At 66.3% G+C, this 23,795-nt stretch carries 24 protein-coding genes and 2 pseudogenes; 14 read left to right on the top strand and 12 right to left on the bottom strand.

All coding sequences use genetic code 11. From position 1 onward, the window contains the following. Window positions 1-7: 7 nt before the first annotated feature. From ACFJI0_RS23560 to ACFJI0_RS23515, 10 genes are read right to left on the bottom strand one after another with little or no spacing between them, the layout of a single operon-like run. Entirely contained in the window at window positions 8-235 is a 228-nt protein-coding gene (locus ACFJI0_RS23560; protein ID WP_382322555.1) for a rubredoxin, read from the bottom strand. Continuing rightward, the gene (locus ACFJI0_RS23555; protein ID WP_382322554.1) at window positions 232-1,110 is read right to left on the bottom strand and encodes a hydrogenase expression/formation C-terminal domain-containing protein; all 879 of its coding nucleotides are present in this window, start codon (window positions 1,108-1,110) and stop codon (window positions 232-234) included. The genes ACFJI0_RS23560 and ACFJI0_RS23555 overlap by 4 nt, the downstream gene beginning before the upstream one ends. A gap of 15 nt (window positions 1,111-1,125) precedes the next feature. Further along, the gene (locus ACFJI0_RS23550; RefSeq protein WP_382322553.1) at window positions 1,126-1,629 is read right to left on the bottom strand and encodes a hydrogenase; all 504 of its coding nucleotides are present in this window, start codon (window positions 1,627-1,629) and stop codon (window positions 1,126-1,128) included. Window positions 1,630-1,654: 25 nt separating this feature from the next. Further along, window positions 1,655-1,957 (bottom strand): HypC/HybG/HupF family hydrogenase formation chaperone, encoded by a 303-nt coding sequence (locus ACFJI0_RS23545; RefSeq protein ID WP_382322552.1) that lies wholly within the window; start codon window positions 1,955-1,957, stop codon window positions 1,655-1,657. A 1-nt stretch (window position 1,958) separates the two neighbouring features. Beyond that, window positions 1,959-2,624, bottom strand: coding sequence for a HyaD/HybD family hydrogenase maturation endopeptidase (locus tag ACFJI0_RS23540; protein WP_382322551.1), 666 nt, complete (start codon window positions 2,622-2,624; stop codon window positions 1,959-1,961). A gap of 20 nt (window positions 2,625-2,644) precedes the next feature. Beyond that, window positions 2,645-2,980, bottom strand: a complete 336-nt coding sequence (locus tag ACFJI0_RS23535) for a HigA family addiction module antitoxin (protein ID WP_382322550.1) — start codon at window positions 2,978-2,980, stop codon at window positions 2,645-2,647. Between the two features lie 2 nt (window positions 2,981-2,982). Next, window positions 2,983-3,705 (bottom strand): Ni/Fe-hydrogenase, b-type cytochrome subunit, encoded by a 723-nt coding sequence (gene cybH / locus ACFJI0_RS23530; protein ID WP_382322549.1) that lies wholly within the window; start codon window positions 3,703-3,705, stop codon window positions 2,983-2,985. Window positions 3,706-3,736: 31 nt separating this feature from the next. After that, on the bottom strand, window positions 3,737-4,348 hold the full coding sequence (locus ACFJI0_RS23525; RefSeq protein ID WP_382322548.1) for a HupE/UreJ family protein: 612 nt from the start codon (window positions 4,346-4,348) through the stop codon (window positions 3,737-3,739). Window positions 4,349-4,377: 29 nt separating this feature from the next. Continuing rightward, window positions 4,378-6,237, bottom strand: a complete 1,860-nt coding sequence (locus ACFJI0_RS23520; protein ID WP_382322547.1) for a nickel-dependent hydrogenase large subunit — start codon at window positions 6,235-6,237, stop codon at window positions 4,378-4,380. 35 nt (window positions 6,238-6,272) lie between these two features. After that, complete coding sequence (locus ACFJI0_RS23515) at window positions 6,273-7,355, bottom strand: hydrogenase small subunit (RefSeq protein WP_382322546.1); 1,083 nt, start codon at window positions 7,353-7,355, stop codon at window positions 6,273-6,275. Between the two features lie 524 nt (window positions 7,356-7,879). Between ACFJI0_RS23515 and ACFJI0_RS23510 the strand changes: the two genes are divergently transcribed. The 5 genes from ACFJI0_RS23510 (at window position 7,880) to ACFJI0_RS23490 (ending at window position 14,558) form a co-directional block, all read left to right on the top strand. Beyond that, window positions 7,880-9,628 (top strand): AIPR family protein, encoded by a 1,749-nt coding sequence (locus ACFJI0_RS23510; protein WP_382322545.1) that lies wholly within the window; start codon window positions 7,880-7,882, stop codon window positions 9,626-9,628. Window positions 9,629-10,288: 660 nt separating this feature from the next. After that, window positions 10,289-10,864, top strand: coding sequence for an NYN domain-containing protein (locus ACFJI0_RS23505; protein WP_382322544.1), 576 nt, complete (start codon window positions 10,289-10,291; stop codon window positions 10,862-10,864). A 229-nt stretch (window positions 10,865-11,093) separates the two neighbouring features. Continuing rightward, a complete protein-coding gene (locus tag ACFJI0_RS23500; protein WP_382322543.1) occupies window positions 11,094-12,533 on the top strand; it encodes a CHASE2 domain-containing protein in 1,440 nt (479 codons plus the stop codon). Window positions 12,534-12,628: 95 nt separating this feature from the next. Then, window positions 12,629-12,922, top strand: coding sequence for a hypothetical protein (locus ACFJI0_RS23495; RefSeq protein ID WP_382322542.1), 294 nt, complete (start codon window positions 12,629-12,631; stop codon window positions 12,920-12,922). After that, window positions 12,912-14,558: a M48 family metallopeptidase gene (locus ACFJI0_RS23490; RefSeq protein ID WP_382322541.1), complete on the top strand. Its 1,647-nt coding sequence runs from the start codon at window positions 12,912-12,914 to the stop codon at window positions 14,556-14,558. The genes ACFJI0_RS23495 and ACFJI0_RS23490 overlap by 11 nt, the downstream gene beginning before the upstream one ends. On the opposite strand, the gene ACFJI0_RS23485 is transcribed toward ACFJI0_RS23490, so the two are convergent. Further along, window positions 14,551-15,471 (bottom strand): LysR family transcriptional regulator, encoded by a 921-nt coding sequence (locus tag ACFJI0_RS23485; RefSeq protein WP_382322540.1) that lies wholly within the window; start codon window positions 15,469-15,471, stop codon window positions 14,551-14,553. The genes ACFJI0_RS23490 and ACFJI0_RS23485 overlap by 8 nt on opposite strands. A 116-nt stretch (window positions 15,472-15,587) precedes the next feature. Between ACFJI0_RS23485 and ACFJI0_RS23480 the strand changes: the two genes are divergently transcribed. From ACFJI0_RS23480 to ACFJI0_RS23455, 6 genes are read left to right on the top strand one after another with little or no spacing between them, the layout of a single operon-like run. Further along, the gene (locus ACFJI0_RS23480; RefSeq protein WP_382322539.1) at window positions 15,588-16,142 is read left to right on the top strand and encodes a cupin domain-containing protein; all 555 of its coding nucleotides are present in this window, start codon (window positions 15,588-15,590) and stop codon (window positions 16,140-16,142) included. Window positions 16,143-16,150: 8 nt separating this feature from the next. After that, window positions 16,151-16,960 (top strand): alpha/beta fold hydrolase, encoded by an 810-nt coding sequence (locus ACFJI0_RS23475; RefSeq protein ID WP_382322538.1) that lies wholly within the window; start codon window positions 16,151-16,153, stop codon window positions 16,958-16,960. 19 nt (window positions 16,961-16,979) lie between these two features. Further along, window positions 16,980-18,566, top strand: coding sequence for an FAD-dependent oxidoreductase (locus ACFJI0_RS23470; RefSeq protein WP_382322537.1), 1,587 nt, complete (start codon window positions 16,980-16,982; stop codon window positions 18,564-18,566). Continuing rightward, the gene (locus tag ACFJI0_RS23465; RefSeq protein WP_382322536.1) at window positions 18,563-18,766 is read left to right on the top strand and encodes a hypothetical protein; all 204 of its coding nucleotides are present in this window, start codon (window positions 18,563-18,565) and stop codon (window positions 18,764-18,766) included. Before ACFJI0_RS23470 ends, ACFJI0_RS23465 begins: the two co-directional genes overlap by 4 nt. Window positions 18,767-18,809: 43 nt before the next feature. Beyond that, entirely contained in the window at window positions 18,810-19,811 is a 1,002-nt protein-coding gene (locus tag ACFJI0_RS23460; RefSeq protein ID WP_382322535.1) for a Bug family tripartite tricarboxylate transporter substrate binding protein, read from the top strand. Window positions 19,812-19,823: 12 nt separating this feature from the next. After that, window positions 19,824-20,783, top strand: coding sequence for a Bug family tripartite tricarboxylate transporter substrate binding protein (locus tag ACFJI0_RS23455; protein WP_382322534.1), 960 nt, complete (start codon window positions 19,824-19,826; stop codon window positions 20,781-20,783). Here the strand turns inward: ACFJI0_RS23455 and ACFJI0_RS23450 are convergent. Beyond that, complete coding sequence (locus tag ACFJI0_RS23450; protein ID WP_382322533.1) at window positions 20,770-21,738, bottom strand: LysR family transcriptional regulator; 969 nt, start codon at window positions 21,736-21,738, stop codon at window positions 20,770-20,772. The genes ACFJI0_RS23455 and ACFJI0_RS23450 overlap by 14 nt on opposite strands. Before the next feature lie 83 nt (window positions 21,739-21,821). On the opposite strand from ACFJI0_RS23450, the gene ACFJI0_RS23445 reads away from it, so the two are divergent. The 3 genes and pseudogenes from ACFJI0_RS23445 to ACFJI0_RS23435 form a co-directional block, all read left to right on the top strand. Further along, entirely contained in the window at window positions 21,822-22,910 is a 1,089-nt protein-coding gene (locus ACFJI0_RS23445) for an adenosine deaminase (protein ID WP_382322532.1), read from the top strand. 9 nt (window positions 22,911-22,919) lie between these two features. Beyond that, window positions 22,920-23,474: pseudogene (locus ACFJI0_RS23440) on the top strand (Bug family tripartite tricarboxylate transporter substrate binding protein); the annotation flags it as partial. A 61-nt stretch (window positions 23,475-23,535) separates the two neighbouring features. Further along, window positions 23,536-23,745, top strand: a pseudogene (locus tag ACFJI0_RS23435) (tripartite tricarboxylate transporter substrate-binding protein); the annotation flags it as partial. Window positions 23,746-23,795 lie beyond the last annotated feature (50 nt).

Below are 23,795 nucleotides of genomic sequence, written 5' to 3'. Positions count from 1 at the left end.
CGGTTCATCATGGCAACAACAAAAACTGATCGGGCTCGCAATCACAGTTCGGGCAGCGCCAATGCGACGGCAGGTCGGCGAAGGGCGTGCCGGCGGGGATCTGCCACTGCGGGTCGCCCACGGCGGGGTCGTAGACCCACCAGCAGATCTTGCACTCCAGGCGCGAGCCGGCTTGCAGCACCTCGCGGTTGCCGAGGTAGGAGCCCTCGAAGCCCTCGAAGTGCTCGCCGCTCATACCGCCTCCAGCCAGGCCATCACTTCGCGCAGGCGCTCGTGCGAATCGCGCAGGTCTTCGGGCGCGGCCATCGCCACCTCGGGCATGTCCACCACCTCCACCGTGTTGAGGATCACCTTGTCCATGGAGTTGTAGTACACCACGCGCCAGCAGTTCGGCAGCCGCGTGTTGGAGATGCGGCAGTTGCCGTACCCGCGCGAGAGCATGAGCACGCGGCCGGTGCCGAGCTGGTGGTCCAGGAAGCCGATGTCTTCGGGCGTGACGGGCAGCAGCGTGAGGTTGACCACGTGCGAGACCTGGCCGGGCTGCCAGCGCGCCACCTGGTCGCGGATCTCGTCCACCAGCAGCGGTGCGTTCTGCACATTCGGCGGCAGCAGGCCGTTCCACTGCGGCGGGCTGGCCCACACGTCTTCGGCGGCGGTGGCGGCGAACAGCGAAGGCACCGGGCCGACTTCGATCGCGTCGTCCACCAGCTCGGCGTCGCGGCCTTCCTCGTGGCGCCAGGTCATGAGGCGCCAGACGCCGGCGAACACCGACTCCTGCACGCGCACTTCCAGGTTGCCCGCGCCCAGCTGCACGATGGCGCTGGCCTCGCCCTCGCCCAGCACCTGGTTGATGATGCGGAAGTCGCGCGGCGCGAGCTGGCGCAGCGGCACCAGGCCCGGGGCACCGCCCTCGGCCCCCTGTTCCAGCAAGGTCAGCACCTGCTGCAGCGCGGCGCGCGCCTGGTCCAGCCCCACCAGTTCCTCGGGCTCGGGCAGCACCGGCGGGCGGTAGGTGCTCATGTCCTTGGGCAGGGGCAGGTAGTCGAGCGACTCGTCTTCGGGTTGCGTGCCGGGGCCCAGGGCCACGAGCGGAATGGGGAAGTCTTTCATGGGGTGTCCTTGGGTTCAGTGGCAGCCGCCGGCGTCGCTGGAAGAAGAAGCCGCCGTCTTGCTCACGACGGGAATGCCGATGGTGGGCGGGCGCGAAGGCGGCATGCGCAGCGCGGCGTCCACGCCTTGCAGGTACACGTCCCAGTCCTGCATGCCGGCGATGGCGGTGACGTATTGCCCGCCGCGGAAGAACAGCAGCGAAGGCCAGCGCTGCGAGCCGTAGCGGCGCGCCACCGCGTCTTCGCTCTCGCGCGGCACGGCGGCCACCGCGAAGCGGCCGGCAAACACCTTCATGAGCTCGGGCAGCACGGCGGCCACGTCCTGGCCTTCGGGGAAGCGCACGGCGTCGCCGGCCAGCAGCAGCACGCGGTCGCCGGGCTGGGCGGCCCAGTCGGCCACGCTGGTCTCGTCGACGAGGGCGGCGCCGAACTCGCGCACCAGGCGCATCACCAGCGGCGCGGCGGGGTCGGTGCTGGGCGGGGTGACGGCCAGCGGGCGGAAAGCGGTCTCGGTGGTCATGACAAAGTCTCCTGAAGAAGGGAATTCAACCGTGGGCGAGCTGGCGCAATTGCTCGGCGCTCATGCGCGAAGGCAGCTCGAAGCCGGCCTCGCCGTCGGCGCCCTGGCCCTGCATGGCGCCCAGCACCAGGTTCAGCGCGGCGTTCACTTCGCTGGCGCGCTCGGCGTCGATGCGCTCGCGCGCATCGCCCAGGAACACCAGCAGCCAGTCGCCCGGCGCCACGTCGCCCACCAGCGCGGTGGTCACGCGGCGGCGCTCGCCGCGCCCTTCGCACTGCGCGTGGCCGGGCTCGATGGCCGTGACCTGCATGGGCATGCCGATGCACATCTCAAGCACCCTGCGGAAAGAAGCGCTCGTCGCCTTCTCGGCAGGCCGCGTCGGGCGCGGGGCGCTGGGTCTCATACGCGGCGAGCGCGAGCTCGTCCATGGTCACGGTCTCGCGCCCGCTCAGCGGCTCGCGGCGCGGCACGGGCTCACCGCCCCAGCGCGCGATCTCGGCCACGGCCAGCGCCAGGGCTTCGTCCATCGCGGCCTTCACCACCGGGCGCAGGCTGCCGCCGTAGTCCTCCAGCTCCTGCGGCTGGCAGCCGATCAGCAGCACCTGGGCCGGGTACTGGCCGGTGAGCTGGGCGAGCGAGAGCACTTCCTGGAAACCGGTCTGGTGCAGGCTCATCTTCTTCGCGCCCAGGAATCGCGGCACCTCGTCGTCGCGCACCAGCTTCAGCGTGCCCGGGGCCAGGCCGTAGTCGATCGCATCGAAGATCAAAAGGCAGTCGGCCGCCTGCACGTGCTGGATGAGGTACAGGCCTTGCGTGCCGCCGTCCACCAGCGACACGTGGGGCGCGAACTGATGGCGCTGCTGCAGCGCTTCCACGCAGCGCACGCCGAAGCCTTCGTCGGCCCACAGCAGGTTGCCGATGCCCAGCACGCAGATGGCGGAAGGCGGGGTGTCACCGCTGGGGTGACAGGCGTTTTCAGGCGAGGTGAGGCTCATGGTGGGCAGGCTCACAAAAATCAGGTGGAAGAAAGAAGGGCGGCCGCGCGCAGGCGCTTCCAGGCGTGGAAGCTGTCCCAGGCGGCTTGCTGCGCGAGCCAGAAGCCCGCGTCCACGCGGAAGACGCGCGCGCAGCGAATCGCGGTGTCGGGCGACATCGCACGCTGGCCGTGCACCAGCTCGTGCAGCCGCCGGCGCGACAGGCCCAGCAGCCGCGCGGCCTCGCTCTGGTTGAGCGAGAGCGGGCGCAGGCAGGTGCGCGCCAGCAGCCGCCCCGGGTGCGTGGGCACGCGCAGCGGCACGCCCACCGGCGGCAGGGCCGGGGCGAGCTTGAAGGCAACTGCTGCGCGTTTCACGCTCATTCCTTGAACGTGCGGTGGCCGGAGATCATCGTGCTCACGATGCTCTGGCGGCCCATGATGTCTTCGCGAATGGCCGCGTAGATGTGCAGCAGCACGAAGGTGACGATGCCCCACATGCCCAGGCGGTGCCAGGTGTGCACGTCCTGGCTCTGGCCCATGAGCGGGATCACCCAGCCGAACAGGTGGTCCTGCCACGAGCCGGCCTGCGAGCCCTCGCTGTACAGCGCAAAACCGGTGACGATCATGAAGATCGACAGCATCAGGTAGAACGCGAACATCGCGAACCGCGCCAGCGGGTTGTGGCCCACGTACTGGTTGGGCTTGGGGATCAGGAACAGGTACCAGCGCAGCATGTTGAACACCTCGCGCCAGTAGGCCTTCTGGAACATCGGCACCCAGAACAGCTCCTTGGCGTGGTGGTTGCCCACCAACGCCCAGTAGGCGCGCGCCACCAGGCCCACGGCCATGATGTAGCCCGCCGCGAAGTGGGCAAAACGGATGTAGCCCATGAGGTAGTTCGCGCTGGCCTCGCCCGGCATGGTGGGCAGCGGCTGGCCGATGAAATAGCCGGTGACGCACAGCACGGTGATCGACAGCGCGTTGATCCAGTGCCAGAGGCGCACCGGCACCTCGTACACATAGACCGAGCGGATCGTCTGGCCCTGCTGCAGTTCGAGCGCGTCCGCGTTGGCGCGCGCCGTGGAGGATGGGGTGGACATGGTGACCTCCTTGAAAGAGGGTGCTGCCGCGTCAGGCCGCGAGCTGGCCGAAGAGGTACAGGCCGGCGGCGCTCAGCAGCGCGCCCAGGCCGCCCAGCGCCCAGCCGCTGCGCTCGGCCAGCCAGCGCCGGATGCCCAGGCCGATGCCCACGCCGCCCACGTGCAACAGCGCGGTGGTGAACAGAAAGCCCACCGCGTAACCGGCGAAACCGCTCTCGGGCGTTTCGGAACCGTGCGCCAGGCCGTGCAGCGACGCGGCGGCGGCGATCAGCCCCAGGCCGATGGCCGGCGACACCGTGGCGCGGCGCGCGAGCAGCAGCATGCCGCCGAACAGCACCACCGAGAGCGACACGCCGTGTTCGAGGTAGGGCACCGTCACACCGAGCATGCCCAGCGTGGCGCTGACGATGAGCGCCAGCAGAAAGGTGGCCGGGCCCTGCCAGGCCTTGTTCGCCGGCAGCGCCGAGACCGACCACACGCCCACGGCCACCATGGCCAGCAGGTGGTCGGGCCCGAAGGGGTGCACCAGGCCCTCGAACAGGCTGCTGGTGCCGTGGCCCGTGTGGGCCTGCGCGGCGCCGGCCGCGCCGGCCAGCAGGGTGGCGGCGATCAGGCCGCGCGCGGTGTTGCTCTTGAATGTCATGGGGAATCTCCTCGTTCTTGTGGGGGCGTTCAGCGAACCGTGACGTGGCTCATCTCCTGGCCGTCTTCGCTCATCACGTGGGTGGAGCAGGCCAGGCAGGGGTCGAAGCTGTGCAGCGTGCGCAGGATCTCCAGCGGCTGCTCGGGGTTGACCATGGGCGTGTTCATCAGCGAGGCCTCGAAGGCGCCGATCTGGCCCTTGTGGTCGCGCGGCGAGCCGTTCCAGGTGGTGGGCACCACGCACTGGTAGTTCTCGATCTTGCCGTCCTTGATGCGGATCCAGTGGCCCAGCATGCCGCGCGGCGCGGCCACCGTGCCCACGCCCTTGGCCTCCTTCGGCCAGGTGCTCGGGTCCCACTTCTCGATGTTGGCCGTGCTGGTGTCGCCGGCCTTGATGTTGCCGACCAGCTGCTTGAAGTCGTCCATCATCATCTCGGCGGCGTACTGGCTCTCCAGCGCGCGCGCCAGCGTGCGGCCGATGGTGGTGGGCAGCAGCTGCTTGGCGCTGTACTTGGTCTCGGGCATGCCCAGCGCCTTCGGGATGGCGCTGTTGATCGCCACCGCGGCCTCGTCCACCTGCTGCTTCACGCGCTGGCAGAACTTGTTGCCTTGCGTGGCATGCGCATAGCCCAGGATGTAGCGCGAGAGCGGGCCCACCTCCACCGCGTGGCCGCGCCAGCGCGGCGACTTGATCCACGAGTACTTGGCCGACTCGTCGAGGTTCTCGATCTTGGTGCGCGTGCCCTTGAAGTTCGGGCCCTCGGGCGTGTAGTTGGCCTCGGTCACGCCGTCCCAGGGGTGCAGGCCCTTGGTTTCGTCGCCGTACTTGTACCAGCTGTGCGTCACGAACTCCTGCACCTGCTCGGGGTCGCGCGGGTCGATCTCGTGGATCTTGTTCCAGTCGCCATTCAGGATCACGCCGCCGGGCAGCTGGTGCGTGCTGTGGTCGTAAGGCACCTTCTCATACGTGCCGTAGTCCGCCACGTTGGTGGCCGAGAGGCCGCCGCCGTACAGCCAGCCGGCTTGCTTGTAGATGGTGCCGATGGCCAGCACGTCCGGGATGTAGACGTTGTTGTTGAAATCGATCATCTCCTGGATGCGGGCCTGCACGAAATTCAGCCGCTCCATGTTGATCGGGGCGCCGGCCGCGCCGTTGCCATCGATGTTGATCGCGCAGGGCACGCCGCCCACCAGGTAGTTCGGGTGCGGGTTCTTGCCGCCGAAGATGGTGTGCACCTTCACCCATTCCTTCTGCAGGTCCAGCGCCTCCAGGTAGTGGGTGACGGCCATCAGGTTGGCCTCGGGCGGCAGCACATAGGCCTTGGAGCCCCAGTAGCCGTTCGCGAAGGGGCCGAGCTGGCCGCTCTCCACGAACTTCTTGAGCCGGTTCTGCACGTCGCGGAAGTAGCCCGGCGACGACAGCGGGTGCGAAGGCGACACGATGTGCTGCAGATCGCTGGTCTTCTTCGGGTCCGCCTTCAGGCACGAGACCACGTCCACCCAGTCCAGCGCGTGCAGGTGGTAGAAATGCACCGCGTGGTCGTGTACCTGCAGCGTCTTGGCCATCATCTCGCGGATGAGGTGGGCATTCAGCGGAATGCGGATGCCCAGCGCGTCTTCCACCGCGCGCACCGAGGCCAGCGCGTGGCAGCCGGTGCACACGCCGCAGATGCGTTCCACGAACGCCCAGGCGTCGCGCGGGTCGCGGCCCTTCAGGATCACCTCCAGCCCGCGCCACATGGTGCCGGTGGACACCGCGTTGCGGATCACGTTGTTGCTGTCGAGGTTCACCTCGCAGCGCATGTGGCCTTCGATGCGCGTCACCGGGTCGACGACGATGCGCCGGCCCGTGTTGTCCATGCGGAAGCCTTGAGTTTCGTAAGCACCCATCTGGTGTTCCTCGTGTTCGTTCTGGTTGTGGGGTGTCAGTGGCTGGCGGGTGCGTCGGTCTTGCGGGTGTCGCGGGCGCGCTTGCGCACCGAGATGGCGGCATGCGCCGCCACGGCCGCGCCCACCACGCCGGCGGCGGTGGCGCCGATCTGGTCGGCGTTGGCTTCGATGCCGAAGGCGTGGATGTCGGTCAGGCGGTCGTAGAACGAACCCTTGTCCCAGAAGCCGTCTTCCGAACAGCCGATGCAGCCGTGGCCCGCCTTGATGGGGAAGCTCGTGCCCTCGTTCCACTGCACGGTGGAGCAGGCGTTGTAGGTGGTGGGGCCCTTGCAGCCCACCTTGTAGAGGCAATAGCCCTTGCGTGCGGACTCGTCGTCCCACGCCTCCACGAACTGGCCCGCGTCGAAATGCGGGCGGCGGTAGCACTTGTCGTGGATGCGCTGGCTGTAAAACATCTTCGGGCGGCCTTGGCGGTCCAGCTCGGGCACGCGGTCGAAGGTGAGCATGTAGGTGATGACACCCGTCATCACCTCGGGGATGGGCGGGCAGCCCGGCACCTTGATGATGGGCTTGTCGGTGATCACCTTGTGGATCGGCGTGGCCTGCGTCGGGTTCGGCTTGGCCGCCTGCACGCAACCCCAGGAAGCGCACGAACCCCAGGCGATGATGGCCTTGGCGTCCTTCGCCACGTGCTTGAGCTTTTCAACGAAAGGCTTGCCCGACTGGATGCAGAACATGCCGTCTTCGTTCAGCGGCGGGTTGCCTTCCACGGCCAGGATGTACTGGCCCTTGTACTTCGTCATGATCTCTTCGAGGATCGCCTCGGCCTGGTGGCCGGCGGCGGCCATGAGCGTGTCGTCGTAGTCCAGCGAGATCATGGAGAGCACCACGTCTTTGGCCAGCGGGTGGGCGCTGCGGATGAACGATTCGGTGCAGCAGGTGCATTCCAGCCCGTGCAGCCACAGCACCGGTGTGCGCGGCTTGTTTTCCATGGCGTGCGCGATCTGCGGCACAAAGGAAGGCGCCAACCCCAGCGAGGTGGCCGTGAGCGAGCAGTATTTGAGAAAGCTGCGGCGCGAAATGCCTTTGCGGCGCATGACCTCGTAGAAGGTTTCCATGACGGGATGTCTCCGGTGCTTTGTTGGGGGCGGGGGGCGACACGCTGATTTGCAAGTCGTGCGCCAGCCCGCTCCATGTCCGGGAATACCCTGGGGAGCGCTTCTAAGTGGTTGTTTTTGTTGGGATGCGGCGCGGGAGTGCGCGCGGCGTGGGAGGCGGGGGGATTTAGGGGTGGAAGCGAGGTTGCCGGTGCCGGTGTTGGATTGAAAGAAAGTCTTGCAGTGAAAGTTCAATCGAATGAATTGTTTACACGTACCTGCCCACCTCTGGGTGATGGACTGACACTACAGCGCCCAAAAATCTCGCCCTCGCAACGACGACGAAAAATTTATGGGGGACACAGGCTTCCACAAGGCGGAAGAGTCCTTTTATTTGTCAGCGGCATAGTTCGTCTGGCTCGTGGCTTGTTGCCAAACATTGCCAACTTTGGCACAGCCCCAGCTATCGATCTCAGCATGCCCCATCGTTCTTTGCAGATTCGGGCTATATTTTCAGCTCCTTCATCAAGATTCAAGGGAATGAAATGACAAAGGCATGGGAGACAGCCTACCAAGCTAGAACAGACCTTACAGCCTACGGAGACAACGCTCTAGGACTCTTCGCGCTTGGGTTACGGTTCAATATAGAAGACCTAGCCACAGTGGCGGCGGATGCTATCACCGATGGGAGTGATGATAAAAAATGTGACATTGTCTACATTGATGAGAATGAAGGCTACGCTGTCGTTACGCAATGCTACCTCGCGACAAGGCAAAAGCAGAGCGCGCCAGCGAATAAAGCCTCTGATCTCAATACTGCAATCAGCTGGCTTCTTCAGGCATCATCGAAAGAGTTGCCGGAGCGAATTCGATCAGCCGCAATGCAGCTTCGTCAAGGAATAGACAATGGTGAAATAAAGAAGCTCTATATTTGGTATGTCCATAATCTTCCTGAATCCACTCAGGTAAAAAGCGAACTCAAGACTGTCGAAGAGACAGCTGTTGCCGCTCTCAAACGTCATTTTTCTGAGCGAAATGTGGCTACCTCAGTGTCCGAAGTTGGCCGTGCCACATTCGAGACTTGGTATAGCGAAACACTTTCCCCGATTCTTGTCAATGATGAATTTCTCATTGATATCCCTCACGGTTACGAGGTGGCGGAAACGGATTGGAATGCATTTGTAACCTCTGTTCCAGCAGTATTTCTGCATCGAACTTACAAGAAACATAAAACCAAAATTTTCTCGGCCAATGTGAGAGATTATCTTGGATCGAGATCTAGTGACTCAAATATTAATAATGGTATCAAGAAGACGGCTGAAGGTGAGCCGCAGAATTTTTGGGTTTACAACAATGGACTGACAATCCTGGTTAATGATTTTGAGCTGATCAATGTTGGGCGGAAGCAGCAACTGAAGATCTCAGGTATGTCGATTGTTAATGGTGCTCAGACCACCGGCGCTCTCGGTTCACTTTCCAAGGTGCCTAGTTCAAAACTTCAAATCCCCGCTAGGTTTGTTAAGACCAGTGATAGTGATTTGGTCCACAGCATCATTCAGTTCAACAACAGTCAGAATAAAGTGACTGCATCCGACTTTAGAAGTACCGATAGCGTACAAAAGCGACTAAAGGATCAGATGAGCAGGATTCCGAACGCAGAGTATGAAGGTGGTCGAAGAGGCGGTTCTGGCGATGCTATTGCACGGCGACCAAATCTACTTCCCTCGTATACTGTTGGCCAAAGTTTGGCTGCATTTCACGGCGATCCAGTGACGGCCTACAACCAGAAAACAAATATCTGGATCAACGACCGCCTCTATTCTAGGTACTTCAATGAGGAGACTTCTGCCACACATATCGTGTTCTCCTTCAGCCTTCTGAGGGCGGTAGAGCAAAGGAAACTTACGCTTACGCAGAAAAACAGATCAAATTCTGCATTGACCAAGACTGAAGATAAACAACTAGCGTTTTTCCGCAAGCGAGGTTCCATTTATCTTCTCGTTAGTGCCCTTGCCGCTTGTATCGAGACATTCCTTGGGAAAAGAGTATCTAACTTGTATCGTCTTTCGTTCGGAGATCGTGTATCGCCGAAGGATGCGCAAAAAATTTGGTCTGAAATTGTGGAGCTTACAGCGCCCCTTGCAATTCACTTGGAAGAGGCCCTAAACGATGGTCTCAAGAGCTTGGAACGAAGCGAGGCTGCAATCGTAAAGTTTCAGTCCTTAGTGGAAACAACAGCGTCGGCCAATGCATCGCAATTCAAGAACTTCAAAGCGAAGGTGCAGCAAAAGTAGGCATTGAACTCCTCTTGTGATAAGGCCGGAGTAGTTGTAAGTTGTGTATGAAGGCCAATCGAAAGCTGATGAGCGCAGGAGAGGCATTTGAAACGAATTTCGTGCTTATCAATAAGTGAACTCAGACTCTTTGGTTTTCCTCCCATACCAACTATGTCTTCTGATTACTTAAGGTCAAGAGTATTCCATTAAAGTGACTTGCGGAAATTTCGTCGGAGCTTTTCTGTGCTGAGGGGCCCGAACCGCCACTGAACAGATAAGGGCCCATTCTGAAATAGATCTTGTTGCTGTGAAGAATGGTTAAAAGAGTTGGCAATGGCAGGGTTGCTAGTTGGTCTGTGCGATCTATCATGAGATAACCAGCGGTTGATCACAACCTAGGCTCTCAATCGTTCCCTTGCCAAGCTGCCCTATACTCACCGCGTCGTACATCGAAAGTACGACCGGGATTGGCATCCCGAAGACGAATACTCACCGAGATAGCTGCAACGCTCACGCGCTGCGGCTATCTCCGTCTGTGCCTACCGCTTTTTTGGTGGCCCGGACGGGGAGCCGCGAGGCTCGCCGGTCCTGAGTAATCGTCCCGGTATGCCAACCCGTTCGGGCCACCGCCCTCTCACAAAGGGGGCGGTGGTATCACCCACCTGATAGGGAAGGCACATGCAACATCCCCGCATTTCTTCGTCTCATCTCTCCCACCACCATCGTCGCCGCCCGCGCCTGGCCGTCTACATCGACGCCGAGAACGTGAGCGGCCAGCACGCCGAGCAGCTCATGCGGCTGGTGAACCAGCGCGGCAGGCCCACGCTGTGCTGCGCGTATGGCGACTGGACCACCGACTTCCTGCTCTCCTGGAAGAAGTGGTTGCATCCGCTGGGCATCCGGCCGGTGCAGCAGTTCCACTACTCGCAGGGCAAGAACGCGAGCGACGCCGCGCTCATCATGGACGTGATGGAGCGGCTGCACCGGGGCCGGGTGGACGGCATCTGCATCGCGTCTTGCGACAGCGATTTCGTCGGCCTCGTGGGTCGCATTCAGGAGCACGGACACGTGGTCTACGGCTTCGGCCAGCACAGCGCTTCGCCCGCCTTCGTGGCGGCCTGCGACGAGTTCGTGTTTCTGGACGGCAGCGATGGCGACAAGAACAACAACGCCCGCGGCACGCCGAAAGGCGGCGGCAGCGTGGAGCTGCTGATGCGCCAGGGGCTTGCCCCCGCACCGCTGCCGCGCCCCTAGCCGGCGCGCCCCCCGGGCCCGCAGGCCGCGCATCGCGCGCTGCATACATTTGCTTGCAATTCGCGGCGCGGCCCTTGATCATGGCTGATCGCATGGCATTGGGCGGGGGGCTGATGTGGGTGAGCAAGCGCGCTTTCAGTGGCTGAAGGAGGCCTTGAGTTTTTGCGACAACAGCAAGCAATGGCGCTGCCCACGGTGGCCCATTCTTTTGCTGTCGGTCGTGATGCTCATGCTGGTGTCGATCGTCTTTCTGGCGATCGGCGATGCATTGAATGCCAAGGGCGCGGTGTTGACGCGCTTCCTCGCCCGGGCCCAGGCGCCGCTCACCGCGCAATGGAGTTATCCCTCGCAAGCCCGCGACCAGATCACCGTTCTTCTGTACGACGAAGAATTTCTCACCGGCACGGGCAGCGCCTGGCCCATCAGCTACGGGGAGCACGCCAGCAACCTCAAGCGCCTGGTGGCAGACACGAACGCGCTGCCCAAGGCCATTTTTCTGGACATCACGTTCGGCCAGGTGCGAGACGACAAGACGATCTCGCAACTGGCCGAAGCGCTGTGCGAGATCCAGAACCCGAAGAAGAAGGAGCATGCGGTCCCGGTGTTTCTGGCGGCGCTGCCGTCCAACGGGATCACACCGTTGGCGGTGCGCAAGGAACTCATGAATGACAAGGGCATGGCGGCGTGCGCCACCCTGGTGGGGGTGGACTATTTCCCCGATCCGCTCGACGGCCTGGCCTGGACTTACGAGCTGAGCCGCCACCGCACCGTCGAGGGTTGGCACCACGGCCCAGGCGGCCCGGGGGATCCCACCTACCGCAGCGCCGCCCTGGCCATGGCCCAGCTGGACAAGAAACTGGGCCCGGAGGTGGGCCCGATGGCGCTGGTGTGGGGCCTCAACTCGGCCAAGGAGCAGCGCGCCGCGACCCTGAAGAACTGCGTCCGGGGTGAGCCGAGCTGGTCGCGCCTGATTCCCGGGGTGTTGCGCAAACTCTGGGAGCCCGAGCACAAGCTGCCGCTGTGCCCTTACCACGCCACCTTGTCGATGGACCAGTTGAATGTCATGAACCCGGTGGAGATCAATGCCCACCTGAAGGACAAGTTCGTCATGGTGGGGGCGAACGTGCCGGGCTACAACGACTTTGTTCACTCGCCCGTGCACGGGCTGCTGCCCGGGATTCACGTGCACGCCATGGCGCTGGACAATTTCCTGACTTTTGGCGACCGGTACCTGGTCAGCGCCGAATGGGACAAGCCCTCGCGCAAGGAGCTGTTCCTGCCGTCCCTGGTGGTGGTGGCCGTGGTCTTTCTGATCCACCTGCTGTGGAACCTGGTGCGGCGCCGGGTGTGGGCGTTCTGGCGCCACCTCCATGCGTTTCCGGACTTTCAGCGTTGGCGCAGGCGCTACCGGGCATCGCCTGAATGGGCCAAATGGGCCACCCCGCGGCTTTTGAAGGGGCTGGGCTGGATCGTTCGATTGACGCTGCAGACCATTGCCGCCATGATTCTGATCGCGTTGTTACAAAAAGTTTTTCGGATCGGGATGGTGCCGGTGGCGGAGCTGGTGGGCATGACGCTGGTGGCCGAGGGGTTGGACGTGGTCCGGCGGTTGAAGAACTTTCTGTTCGAGCCCACTGCGCGGCCCAGGCGGGCAACGCCTTCCATGTGAATTCACCCATTGTTTTGAGATTTCAGGCGAGGTGTCTCTTGAAAAATCAGGTCATTGCAATCGGTCTTTTCGCGGTCTTCGCCAGCCCATGGGCTGTGGCGCAGTCCCAAATCGTGGGCCTGATGCCCAGCAACCAGACCACCCTGGATCTGTACAACAACGTGGGCGACTCGGGCACGGACACGCGAGCCACGCTGGCCGACTTGCCGATGAACGTGCTGGAGACCAAGGCGGGCCATCACCGGGTGAACTACAAAGGAAAAGACTACTGGGTGAGAGGGCCGCAGGTGCGCATCAGCCGGGGGAGTTCGGCCGGCTGCACCACCGCCCGCATCGCGCCCACCACGCAGACCACCAGCACCCCCGGAGCCGGCAAGAATGCGTGCTGACCGTCGCCGGCTTCCGGGTGGTGGCGCACCCGCATTGGCAGCGGCTTTGCTCGCGGTGGGCTTGCTGGCCGGCTGCGAGACCATGCCGCAGAGCATTGCCTCGCTGCCCGTCATATCCCAGATCCGCGGTTCGGGGCCCAGCAACCCGCTGGCCGAACTGCCGCCGCCGGTGGCGCGCACCTGGCCCGACGTGCGGCAAGACGTGCTCAACCAGCGCGCCCGCGGTTTCGGGCTGGTCAACGCCCCCGAGCTGCAGCGCTACCTGAACGGCCTGCTCAAGCGCATCAAGACCGCCGCCGGCGTGCCCAACTGGCCCGGCGGCGTGCACGTGCTGGCCAGCCACGCGCTCGACGCCTATGCCACCGGCGCCGGCAACATCTACATCTCGCTGTCGTGGTTGACCGACATGGAGAGCGAAGACGAACTTGTCGCCCTGCTCAGCCACGAGTTCGCGCACATCTACCTGCACTACCACCAGCTGGAAAGCGCGGTGGCCGACGCCGACACCGTGACCTCGGTGCTCGGGCTGGGCGTGGGCCTGACGCTCAAGACCGGCGAGGCGGCGCGCTGGAACAAGGTGGACACGCTGCTCACCACCTACACGCTCGGGCGCGGGCTGGTGACCACCATCTACAGCCAGTCCGAAGAGAGCGCGGCGGACCGTTTCAGCCTCAGCCTCACGCACAAGCTCGGGTATTCCTACGAGCACGGGATCAAGGCGTTCCTGGAGCGGCTGGCCACCTGGGAAGACGAGCAGGAGAAGCGCGAGAAACTGCAGCAGGAAGCCCTGCTGGCCGCGATCCGCGCGCAGGCCGCCACCGCGCCGGCTCCCCGGCCCGGTGCGGCGGCCAACAACCCGCTGAACCAGGGCATTGCCGCTACCGGCGCCGCCGCGCAGGGTGAGGTGGCCGCCGCGGCCAGCCAGTTGTCCTTCGAGCTCACCAAGGGCTTCGAGAAGGTGGCCGGCTCGCACCCGTCCACCCTCAAGCGGCTGGACGCGATGGCGGAAACCGCCGCCGCCTTCCCGGCGATCGCCGTGGAGCGGGAGGCCAAGAAGAAGCCGCTGGACGCCGCGCGCCAGGAGCGCAACACCGCGAACCTGCTGCGCAACTACGCGCTGGCCTTCAAGGTGATCGACGCCCCGAACGCGCCGGACGCGCTCGAAACCGCGCGCAAGGCGGTGGCGGCGCCCACGGCCTCGCACGCCGTGCCCCTGTTCGCGCTGTACGTCGCGACCAACGAAGCGCCGCCGGCACCCCGCACCCCGCGCCCGGCCGACCCCAGCCAGATGCTGGAAGCGAACTTCAACGCCGAGGCCGACCGCGCCTGGATCACCTACAAGGAGCGCAGCAGCAAGCTGAAGGACAACCGCCAGGTGCCCGCCGCGCAACGCGTGGTGGACCAGGGCCTGGCGTACTTCAGCCGGGCCGAGGAAGCCATGCCGTATGCCGTGCGCTTCTACGGCGAAACCAAGGGCTGGGACGAAGCCAAGCGCCGCGCCCAGGTGTGCGCGAAGGACTTCCCACGCGCGGCCGCGCGCTGCAACCAGGCCGCCATGAGCCCGGCCGAGCAGAAGCAGCAGGACCGCACGGACAAGATCAAGAAGGAAGGCCTGATGGAGCGCTTCTTCAAGTAGCCACCGCCTGCGCCAGCGGCCACTCGCCGCGCTCGACCAAGCCGAGCATCATGCGCTGCAGGCTCAACGCGGTGGAGCGCACGCCCGCGCTGTGGCGGCGCGCCTGGCTCACGTAGAGCGACCAGGTGATGGTCAGGCCCTTGATGGGCGTGGCGCTGAGTTCGCTCATCTGCGGGAAGTCGTGCATCGCGCAGTAGGGCATCACGGTGTAGCCCAGCCCGTCTTTCACGAGCGACAGGCAGAGCTGCAGGGTCTCCGCGTCGGCCGCGCGGCGAAACTTCTGGCCGTGGCGTTTCAGGTAGGCGTCCACGCTCTTGCGCACGAGGTTGGGCCGCCCCGGCAGGATGAGCTTGCACGCGCCCAGCTTCTCGGCGCTGGCGGGGCGGTCGGGGCGCAGGCCGGCGTCCACCGGGCCCACCAGCAGCAGGGGCTCGCGCACCAGCGGGGTCTGGTCGTGCAGCGGTGAGCTGCCTTCCTCGAAGTCCATGATCGCCACGTCCACCAGGCCCTGGTGCTGCCACTCGCGAAGGTGGTGGATGAAGCCTTCGTAGATGCGCAGCGACACGGCCGAGCGCTGCTGGATCTCGGCGGCGGCAAAGGGCGCGGTGATGAGCCGGTGCATGGAGAACGGCAGGCCGATGGAGACCTGCGTGCGCGCCTCGCGCCCGAGCTCGTCGCGCAGCAGCTCGGCCTGGCGCAGCAGGGGCCGCGCGCCGTTGTAGAGCAGGGTGCCGGCTTCGGTGAGTTTCACGCCGCGCGCTTCGCGCACCAGCAGCTGGATGCCGAGGTCGTGCTCGAGCGCGTTGAGCCGGCGCGAGAGCGCGGGCTGGGTGATCTCCATGTCGAGCGCGGCCTTGTTGATGCTGCCGGCTTCGACCACGCGCAGAAAACAGTCCACCAGTTTCAGGTCCATGCGGGCTCCATCGGGGTCGGGTTCGAGTTCAACGATTGTCGTTGAACTGCCATGTCGATTCTCATGTATCGCATATCCGGCGCCGTCCCTACCATCGCGGCTCAAGGAGACAGACCATGGCTACAGACAAGCTCGGCGCGGTGCGCCGTGTGGTGACGGGTCACGACGCGGCGGGCCGCTCGGTGATCGTGCAGGACGGCGCTTCGCCGTTCGTGTTGAGGACGACGGCCACCGGCCCGGTGGTGACGGACCTCTGGAAAACCTTTCGCACCCCCGCCGACAACAGCGACGCCGCCGAACCCTGCGGGGACGTGACGCTGGCCCCGCCCGCCGGCGGCAGCGTGTTCCGCGTGGTGCAGTTCCCGCCCGACGCGGGCTACATGGACGGCTGGGACGAGCACGCGGCCTTCGCCGCGATGGGCCACGACCTGGCCGGCTCGGCCACCCGCAAGGGCAAGACGGTGGGCATGCACACCACCGCGTCGGTGGATTACGCCATCGTGCTCTCGGGCGAGATCTGGGCGGTGATGGACGAGGGCGAGACGCTGCTGAAAACCGGCGACGTGCTGGTGCAGCGCGGCACCAGCCACGGCTGGAGCAACCGCACGGCGGCGCCGGCCTCGGTGGCGTTTGTGCTGATCGACGCGCTGGCCCTGCCGGCGCGGGGCTGAGCCGGGCCATGGACTCGCAGACGATCACCGTGGCGCGCACGCCGCCGTCGCCGCACCTGGCGGTGAGCGTGGCCGGCCAGGGGCCGCTGGTGCTCATGGTGCACGGCATGGGCGGTGACCGCCACACCTGGCGGGCGCAGATGAAGGCGCTGGCGCAGCAGGGCTTCACCGCCGCCAGCGTGGACCTGCGCGGCTACGGCGGCAGCGGCGACATTGAAGGCGCGCTGGACTTTCACCGCGATTTCGGCGCCGACCTGCTGGCGGTGCTGGACCATTTCCAGGTGCCGCGCGCGCACCTGGTGGGCCTGTCCATGGGCAGCCGCGTGGCGCGCTCGCTGGCGCTGCGCCACCCCGAGCGCGTGGCCTCGCTGGTGCTGGCAGACAGCAGCCCGGGTTTTGACGCGATGGGGGCCGACGAGGTGGACCGCTTCATCGCCGAGCGCTCGGCGGCGTTTCAGGGTGGGCAGGTGCCGGCCAGTTTCGGCATGGACCAGGCCCGCGCCATGTGCGCGCCCGACGCCGCGCCCGAGGCGCTGCGCAGCGCGGCCGAGGCGATGCAGCGCATCCGCCTGAAGAACTACCTGGCGGTGCTGGTCGCCTCTACGCGGCAGGACCGGGGCGACCGCCTGGAGCAGATCGCCTGCCCCACGCTGGTGATCACCTCGGACCAGGACCGCGTGTACCCCGAGCCGGTCACGCGCCAGCTGCTGGCGCGCATCCCTGGCGTGGCGCACGCGCGCATCGAGCGCGCCGGCCACCTGAGCAACCTGGAGCAGCCCGAGGCCTTCAACCGGGCCCTGCTCGCTTTTCTTCGTTGAGAGAGAAAGAGAACCTCCCATGTATTTCAACTGGCAAACCCTGCCGCTCCAACCGCTCGCCAGCCTGGACAACGCATCGGCCGAGGTGGTGATCGTGGGCGCCGGCCCCGTCGGCCTGGCCACCGCGCTCGGCCTGGCCCGCGAGGGCGTGCGCACCGTGGTGCTCGAAGCGCGCGACACGATTTCCAAGGGCAGCCGCGCGCTGGCCATGAGCCGGCGCTCGATGCAGATCCTGGACCAGCTCGGCGTGGGCGAGCGCGTGCTCGAGAAGTCGCTCACCTGGTCGGCCGGCTGGACCTTCTATGGCCGCCAGGAGGTGCATTCGATGAACATCGCCTCGCCGCCGCACGAGAAACACGGCCAGACCAACCTGCAGCAGTGCTGGATGGAACAGCTGCTGCTCGACGAGCTGCTGGCCAGCGGCCTGTCGGACGTGCGCTACCAGCACACGGTGACGCAGATCGAGGCGGGCGACGAGGGGGTGCGGCTCTCGGTGTCCACGCCCGAGGGCGCCTGCACGCTGGACGCGGCCTACCTCGTGGCGGCCGACGGCCCGCGCGGCCTCACACGGCGCAGCGTGGGCATCGACTACGAGGGCACCTCGTATTCGCAGCGCTTCGTCATCAACGACATCCTCTGCAAGGAGCCGCTGCCCGAAGGCCGGCGCCTGTTCTTCAGCCCGCCCTACCTGCCGGGCAAGACGGTGCTGATGCACAAGGCGCCGTTCGACATGTGGCGGCTGGACTTCCAGCTGATGGACGACCAGGACGCCGAGACCGAGATGCAGCCCGCGCAGGTGCATGCGCGCATCCGCGCGCACTTCGAGCTGATGGGCATCGAGCCGAACTACGAGCTGGTGCTGACCTCGGTCTACAAGGCCAACGCGGTGTCGCTGCCCACCTACAACACGGGGCGCGTGCTGTTCGCGGGCGACGCGGCGCACCAGGTGCCGATCTTCGGCGGGCGCGGCGTGAACCACGGTTACGAAGACGCGCACAACCTGGCCTGGAAGCTGGCGCGCGTGGTCCAGGGCGTGTCCGACCCGCAGCTGCTGGACTCGTACACGCAGGAGCGCCGGGGCGCGCTGCTGGCCACGCTGGCTGAGCTCACGCGCACCACCATCTTCATCACCACGCCCTCGCCGGGCATTGCGCTGGTGCGCGAGGCGATCCTCTCGCTCTCGCTGAGCGAGAACTTCCTGGGCAACCTGTTCGACCCCTACGCCACGCCGCCGCACGACTGCACCGACAGCCAGCTCAACACGGCGGACGCCGGCGGCGACTTCGGGCCCGCCTGCCGCCCAGGCGCGCTGGTGCCCGATGCCGTGGTCGGCGCGGCGGGCGAACGCCTGTACGACCGCTTCGGCCCGCGCTTCACGCTGATCGCTTTCACCGACGCCGCGCGCTTCGCCGCCCTGCCGCTGCAGGTGCTGGGCTTCGAGGCGGACAGCACCGTGGGCCGGCTGTTCGACGCGCGCCCGGGCAGCTGTTATCTCGTCCGCCCCGACAACCGGGTGGCCGCGCGCTGGCGCGAGGCCACGCCCGAGCAGGTGGACGAAGCCCTGAACATCGCCCTGTGCGCCGCCCGCACCGAGGAACTGCAATGAGCACCACCACCGACAACGCCTCTTCTTCGGCCACCTTTGCCGAACGCGATTTCGTCGACCTCGCCGGCGCGATCGACCAGGTGCCCGCGCCGCAGCGCGAGCTGTTCCTGACCAAGCTGGTCATCCTGCTGGCCGCCGGCGCGCCGGCCGGCCTGCTGGCCGATCGCATTCAGCGCGCGGGCCGGCACCTCTCGGGCTAGGCGAACCCTGTTCCGGATTTTTGATAACAAGGAGACAAGAGACATGAAGACAACGACAAGCTGGATGGGCCTGGGCCGCCTGGCGGTCGGCGCGCTGGCCCTGGCCTGCGCGGCCCCCGCCTGGGCACAGCCCGAGGCAGCCTACCCCACCAAGCCCGTGCGCCTCATCGTGCCGCTGGGCGCGGGCGGCGCGCCCGACGTGGTGACGCGGCTGCTGAGCCAGATCCTCACCGAGAAGAACGGCCCCTCCTTCGTGGTGGAGAACCGGCCCGGCGCCAACACCATCATCGGCACCGACACCTGCGCCAAGGCCCCGCCCGACGGCAGCACGCTGTGCGTGGTCAGCGGCAGTTCGTTGTCGATCAACCCGCACCTCTACCGCAAGCTGCCCTACGACGCCGCGAAGGACTTCGAGGCGGTCACGCCGCTGGTGGTGCCGGACATGGTCTTCCTCGTCTCGCCCTCGGTGCCGGTGAACAGCATGAAGGAGCTGATCGCGCACGCGCAGAAGCACCCGGGCAAGCTGGCCTACGGATCGTTCGGCAACGGCTCGGACACGCACCTCACCATGGAGTGGCTCAAGCGCGCCACCAAGACCGACCTGCTGCACGTGCCCTTCAACGGCTTCGGCCCGATGATGCAGGCCTTCCTCACGGGCGACATCCAGGTGCTCTACGTGTCGGTGGGCAACCCCGGCATCGTGGCGCAGGCCAAGGCCGGCAAGATGCGCGCCCTGGCGGTGCTGGCGCCCACGCGCTCCGCGCAGCTGCCCGAGGTGCCGACGCTGACCGAGGCCGGCGTGGGCGACCCCGGCACCTTCACCTGGTTCGGCCTCATGGCGCCGGCCGGCACGCCGCGCGGCATCGTCAACAAGCTCAACGCGCAGATCACCGCCGCGATGCAGACCCCCGCCATGCGCGAGCAGAACCAGACCATGGCCATGCGCACCCGCGCGCAGACACCGGAAGAGTTCGCCGCCTTCCTGAAGAAGGACCGCGAGGTCTGGGGCGAGCTGGTGCGCCAGACCGGCATTCAACTGGACTGAGGGGACTGAGCCATGAAGACAAGTGCTTTCCTGACCCTCGCGCTGGCCCTGTTCGCCGGCACCTGCGGCGCGCAGACCGCCTACCCGAGCCGCGCCGTGAAGGTGATCGTGCCGCTCGCGGCCGGTGGCCCGGTGGATCTCGTGGCGCGGCGCGTGAGCGACCGGCTCTCGAAACAGCTCGGCCAGCCGGTGATGGTGGAGAACCGCGCGGGCGGCAACGGCATCATCGGCGCCAACGCCTGCAAGTCCGCCGCGCCCGACGGGCACACGCTGTGTATCCTGCTGAGCGACACGCTGGTGATCAACCCCGCGATCTACAAGAAGCTGCCGTACGCGGTGGGCGATTTCGCGCCGATCTCGGAGATCAGCCGCATCGACACCGCCGTGGTGGTGAGCGCGGGCCTGCCGATCCGCAGCATCCAGGAGCTGGTGCAGTACGACCGCGCCCACCCGGGCAAGCTGAACTGGGGCCATTTCGGCATCGGCAGCTCGTCGCACCTGTTCATGGCGCAGGTCAACGAGAAGCTGGGCGCGCGCATCGTGGACGTGCCCTACCAGGGCGGTGGGCCCGCGCTCAACGGCCTGCTGGGCGACCAGGTGCAGGTGTCGAGCCTGTCGTACTCGCTGGTGGCGCAGCACATCGACGCGGGCAAGCTGCGCGCGCTGGCCGTGCTGGGTGACACGCCGTCGCCGCGCTTCGCCGGTGTGCCGCTGCTGAAGAACCAGGGCCTGGGCACCGCGCGCAACGCGTGGATCGGCCTGTACGCGCCCACGGGCACGCCGCCGGCGGTGATCGCGCGGCTGTCCGCCGAAATCAAGGCCATCACCTCGGACCCCGAGTTCCAGAAGAGCCTGGACGCGCAGGGTTTGCACGTGACCGGGCGCAGCCCCGAGGAGACGGCGGCGGTCATCAAGGCCGAGGGGGCGGACTGGAGCGCGGTGGCCAAGGCGGCCAACGTCAGCCTGGACTGAGCTTCGGTCCGGCCTTGCGCGTGAAGCGCCTCACCTTCGGCTTCTTCGGCTGGGTGAGGTGCTCGCGCAGGAAGTCGATGAAGTCTTTCGCCGCCGCGTTGCGCATGGGGCCGGGCCGGTAGACCAGCACCACGCGGCGTTCGATGCGCGGGTCCTGCAGCGCGAGCACGGCCAGCTCGGGGTCGTGCAGCGAGGTGGTGTAGAGCTGGGGCATGAGGCCCAGCGCCATGCCGCCGCGCACCAGGGCGTACAGCGTTTCCGAGTAACGCACGTGGTACGGCGCCTGCGCGCCCTGCTGGCCGAACTGCGCGCGCGCCGGCTCGCCCAGGGCGGGCATGCTGCCGCTTTCGAACAGCACCAGGCGTTCATGGCCGATGGCCTTCCAGCTCGCCTTGCCCTCGCGCGCCAAGGGGTGGTCGCGCCGCACCACCAGCACCAGCGGGTCTTGAAAGAGGTCGATGCAGGTGAGGCCGCCCGGCGGCTCGGTGATGGCGGCCAGGGCCAGGTCCAGCCGGCCTTCGCGCACCTCCTGCAGCAGCACGGTGGAGGGCGCGTCGCGCCAGACGAATTCCACCGCCGGCCCGCCCGTGGGCTTGAAGGCGTTGACCGCCGCCGCCAGCCGCGTGCTGGCCGAGGGGATCACGCCCACGCGCACCAGCGCGCGGCCGCGCTGCACCACGTGGTGGATGTCCTGCAGGGCCAGGTCCACGGTGTTGACGAGAAAGTCGGTGCGCGCCAGCACCTCGGTGCCCAGCGGCGTGATCTCCAGCCGGTGGGTGTTGCGCGTGAGCAGCTGCGCGCCCAGCAGCTTCTCCATCTGCTTGATGGCGTTGCTCAGCGCCGGCTGCGTGATGGCCAGCCGCTTGGCCGCGCGGCCGAAGTGGCCTTCCTGCATCAGCACGGAAAAGAACTGCAGGTGGCGCAGCGTGAGCGCGCGGATGGCGGGGTTTTCCACGGCGGCCTGGTGATAAATCGGATGAATGAAATTATAGAAACTTAAAACTTCTCTTATCAAGCACGCCTGCCTAGACTGGCCGCATGCCCCCCACGACCGACCCGGCCGACCAGGCCCTGGACCGCTTTCTGCAGGCCATCCCGAAGATGGAGCTGCACTGCCATCTGTTCGGCACGGTGCGGCGCGACACCTTCGCCGAGCTGAACCGCCGCGCCGGCGCGCCGCTGACGGACGAAGAAGTGGCCGGCTTCTACACCCGTGGCGAAAAACCCGTGGGCGTGCTGCGCGTGCTGCGCTCGCTGGACGCGCAACTGGTGCGCACCCCGGCCGACCTCTACCGCCTCACCATCGAGTACCTGGAAGACGCGGCCGCGCACCACGTGCGTTATGCCGAGTTCTTCTGGAACCCCACCGGCACGGTGCAGGTCTCCGGCATTCCCTATGCCGCCGCGCAGGACGCGATCGTGCAGGCCATCCGCGACGCCGAGCGGCCGCTGGGCATCGTGGGCCGCCTCATCGCCGCAGTGGACCGCGAAGCCAGCCCGCAGGCCGCCACCGAGATGGTGGAGTGGGTCGGCGCGCACCGCTGCGACGAGGTGATCGGCATCGGCATCGACTACCGCGAGAACGAGCGCCCGCCCGAGCTGTTCGCGCAGGCGTACCAGAACGCGCGGCGCGCCGGCCTCAAGACCACCGCGCACGCGGGCGAGTTCGGCATGCCCTGGACCAACGTGCGCACCGCCCTGGAACTGCTGCAGGTGGACCGCATCGACCACGGCTACACCGTGGTGGACGACCCGGAGTTCGCGCGCTACTGCGCCGGGCGCGGCGTGCTGTTCACCGTGGTGCCCACCAACTCCTACTACCTGCGCACGCTGCCGCCCGAGCGCTGGGCGCTGGACCACCCGATCCGTCGCATGCCCGGCCTGGGCCTGCGCATCCACCCCAACACCGACGACCCCACCCTGCACCACGTCACGCCCACCGGCGCGTGGACCATGATGGTGCGCGACTTCGGTTTCCACCTCGACGACCTGCGCGGCTTCATGCACAACGGCCTGGACGGCGCGTGGATCGACGACACGCAGCGCCGCCGCTGGCGCACCGAGTGGTCCGCCGAGTTCGACGCACTGCGCGCCGCTTCTTTTTCTTCCGCTTCCATCCCCACCTGAAAGACCCCCATGGCCCACGAACGCTCAAGCCTCGTCCTCGCCGCCTCGCTGCTGCTGGCCTTCTCGGCCCACGCCCAGGGCCCCGCCTGGCCCACGGCCAAACCGGTGACGCTGATCGTGCCGTTCACGGCCGGCGGCAGCGTGGACTTCATCGCCCGCCAGGTCGCCACCAAACTGGGCGAGCGCCTCAACCAGACCGTGGTGATCGAGAACGTGGCCGGCGCCGGCGGCGCCATCGGCCTGCAGAAAGCCGTGAACGCCGCGCCCGATGGCTACACCCTGGTGGCCGGTCCCGACAGCGCCATCGCCATCGGCAAGCTGGCCAACCCGGCGGCCTACCGCTTCGACCCGCTCAAGGACTTGGTGCCCGTGGGCATGCTCAACACCGCGCCCATGCTGCTGGTGGCGCGCACCGACCTGCCGATCAAGAGCTACGCCGACTTCGTCAAGCTCGCCAAGGCCGAGCCCGGCAAATACACCTACGCCACCTCGGGCGTGGGCACCGTGCTGCACCTCGCCATGGAACAGCTCAAGCAGCGCTCGGGCATCTTCGTCACGCACGTGCCCTACCGGGGCGGCGCGCAGATCGCCAACGACGTGATGGGCAAGCAGGTGGACCTGGCCGATGCTGGTCAGCGCGAGCAGCATTCCCCACGTGCGCGCCGGCAGCCTCAAGGCGCTGGGCGTGACCGGCAAGCAGCGCATCGCCTCGCTGCCCGACGTGCCCACCTTCGACGAGATGCCCGGCCTCAAGGGCTACGACGTGCTCACCTGGACCGGCATCTTCGCGCCCAAGGGCACGCCCGGCGCCATCGTGAGCAAGCTCAACGAAGCGCTCAACGACGCGCTGAAAGACCCCGACGTGCGCGCCCGCCTCGCCGAGCA

Origin of the sequence: Hydrogenophaga sp. UC242_53, from assembly GCF_042696965.1 — a bacterium.
Taxonomy (GTDB): Bacteria; Pseudomonadota; Gammaproteobacteria; order Burkholderiales; family Burkholderiaceae_C; genus Hydrogenophaga.
This window is presented reverse-complemented; position numbering and strand designations above follow the sequence as displayed.

Bases quoted from the DNA above. Each gene is read 5' to 3' on its own strand.
- ACFJI0_RS23510 (WP_382322545.1), top strand. From the start codon at position 7,880: ATGACAAAGGCATGGGAGACAGCCTACCAAGCTAGAACAGACCTTACA.
- ACFJI0_RS23445 (WP_382322532.1), top strand. From the start codon at position 21,822: ATGCCCCCCACGACCGACCCGGCCGACCAGGCCCTGGACCGCTTTCTG.
- cybH (WP_382322549.1), bottom strand. From the start codon at position 3,705: ATGTCCACCCCATCCTCCACGGCGCGCGCCAACGCGGACGCGCTCGAA.
- ACFJI0_RS23525 (WP_382322548.1), bottom strand. From the start codon at position 4,348: ATGACATTCAAGAGCAACACCGCGCGCGGCCTGATCGCCGCCACCCTG.
- ACFJI0_RS23475 (WP_382322538.1), top strand. From the start codon at position 16,151: ATGGACTCGCAGACGATCACCGTGGCGCGCACGCCGCCGTCGCCGCAC.
- ACFJI0_RS23520 (WP_382322547.1), bottom strand. From the start codon at position 6,237: ATGGGTGCTTACGAAACTCAAGGCTTCCGCATGGACAACACGGGCCGG.
- ACFJI0_RS23500 (WP_382322543.1), top strand. From the start codon at position 11,094: ATGCTGGTGTCGATCGTCTTTCTGGCGATCGGCGATGCATTGAATGCC.
- ACFJI0_RS23505 (WP_382322544.1), top strand. From the start codon at position 10,289: ATGCAACATCCCCGCATTTCTTCGTCTCATCTCTCCCACCACCATCGT.
- ACFJI0_RS23515 (WP_382322546.1), bottom strand. From the start codon at position 7,355: ATGGAAACCTTCTACGAGGTCATGCGCCGCAAAGGCATTTCGCGCCGC.
- ACFJI0_RS23555 (WP_382322554.1), bottom strand. From the start codon at position 1,110: ATGAAAGACTTCCCCATTCCGCTCGTGGCCCTGGGCCCCGGCACGCAA.
- ACFJI0_RS23485 (WP_382322540.1), bottom strand. From the start codon at position 15,471: ATGGACCTGAAACTGGTGGACTGTTTTCTGCGCGTGGTCGAAGCCGGC.
- ACFJI0_RS23490 (WP_382322541.1), top strand. From the start codon at position 12,912: ATGCGTGCTGACCGTCGCCGGCTTCCGGGTGGTGGCGCACCCGCATTG.
- ACFJI0_RS23545 (WP_382322552.1), bottom strand. From the start codon at position 1,957: ATGTGCATCGGCATGCCCATGCAGGTCACGGCCATCGAGCCCGGCCAC.
- ACFJI0_RS23460 (WP_382322535.1), top strand. From the start codon at position 18,810: ATGAAGACAACGACAAGCTGGATGGGCCTGGGCCGCCTGGCGGTCGGC.
- ACFJI0_RS23470 (WP_382322537.1), top strand. From the start codon at position 16,980: ATGTATTTCAACTGGCAAACCCTGCCGCTCCAACCGCTCGCCAGCCTG.
- ACFJI0_RS23560 (WP_382322555.1), bottom strand. From the start codon at position 235: ATGAGCGGCGAGCACTTCGAGGGCTTCGAGGGCTCCTACCTCGGCAAC.
- ACFJI0_RS23455 (WP_382322534.1), top strand. From the start codon at position 19,824: ATGAAGACAAGTGCTTTCCTGACCCTCGCGCTGGCCCTGTTCGCCGGC.
- ACFJI0_RS23550 (WP_382322553.1), bottom strand. From the start codon at position 1,629: ATGACCACCGAGACCGCTTTCCGCCCGCTGGCCGTCACCCCGCCCAGC.
- ACFJI0_RS23540 (WP_382322551.1), bottom strand. From the start codon at position 2,624: ATGAGCCTCACCTCGCCTGAAAACGCCTGTCACCCCAGCGGTGACACC.
- ACFJI0_RS23480 (WP_382322539.1), top strand. From the start codon at position 15,588: ATGGCTACAGACAAGCTCGGCGCGGTGCGCCGTGTGGTGACGGGTCAC.
- ACFJI0_RS23465 (WP_382322536.1), top strand. From the start codon at position 18,563: ATGAGCACCACCACCGACAACGCCTCTTCTTCGGCCACCTTTGCCGAA.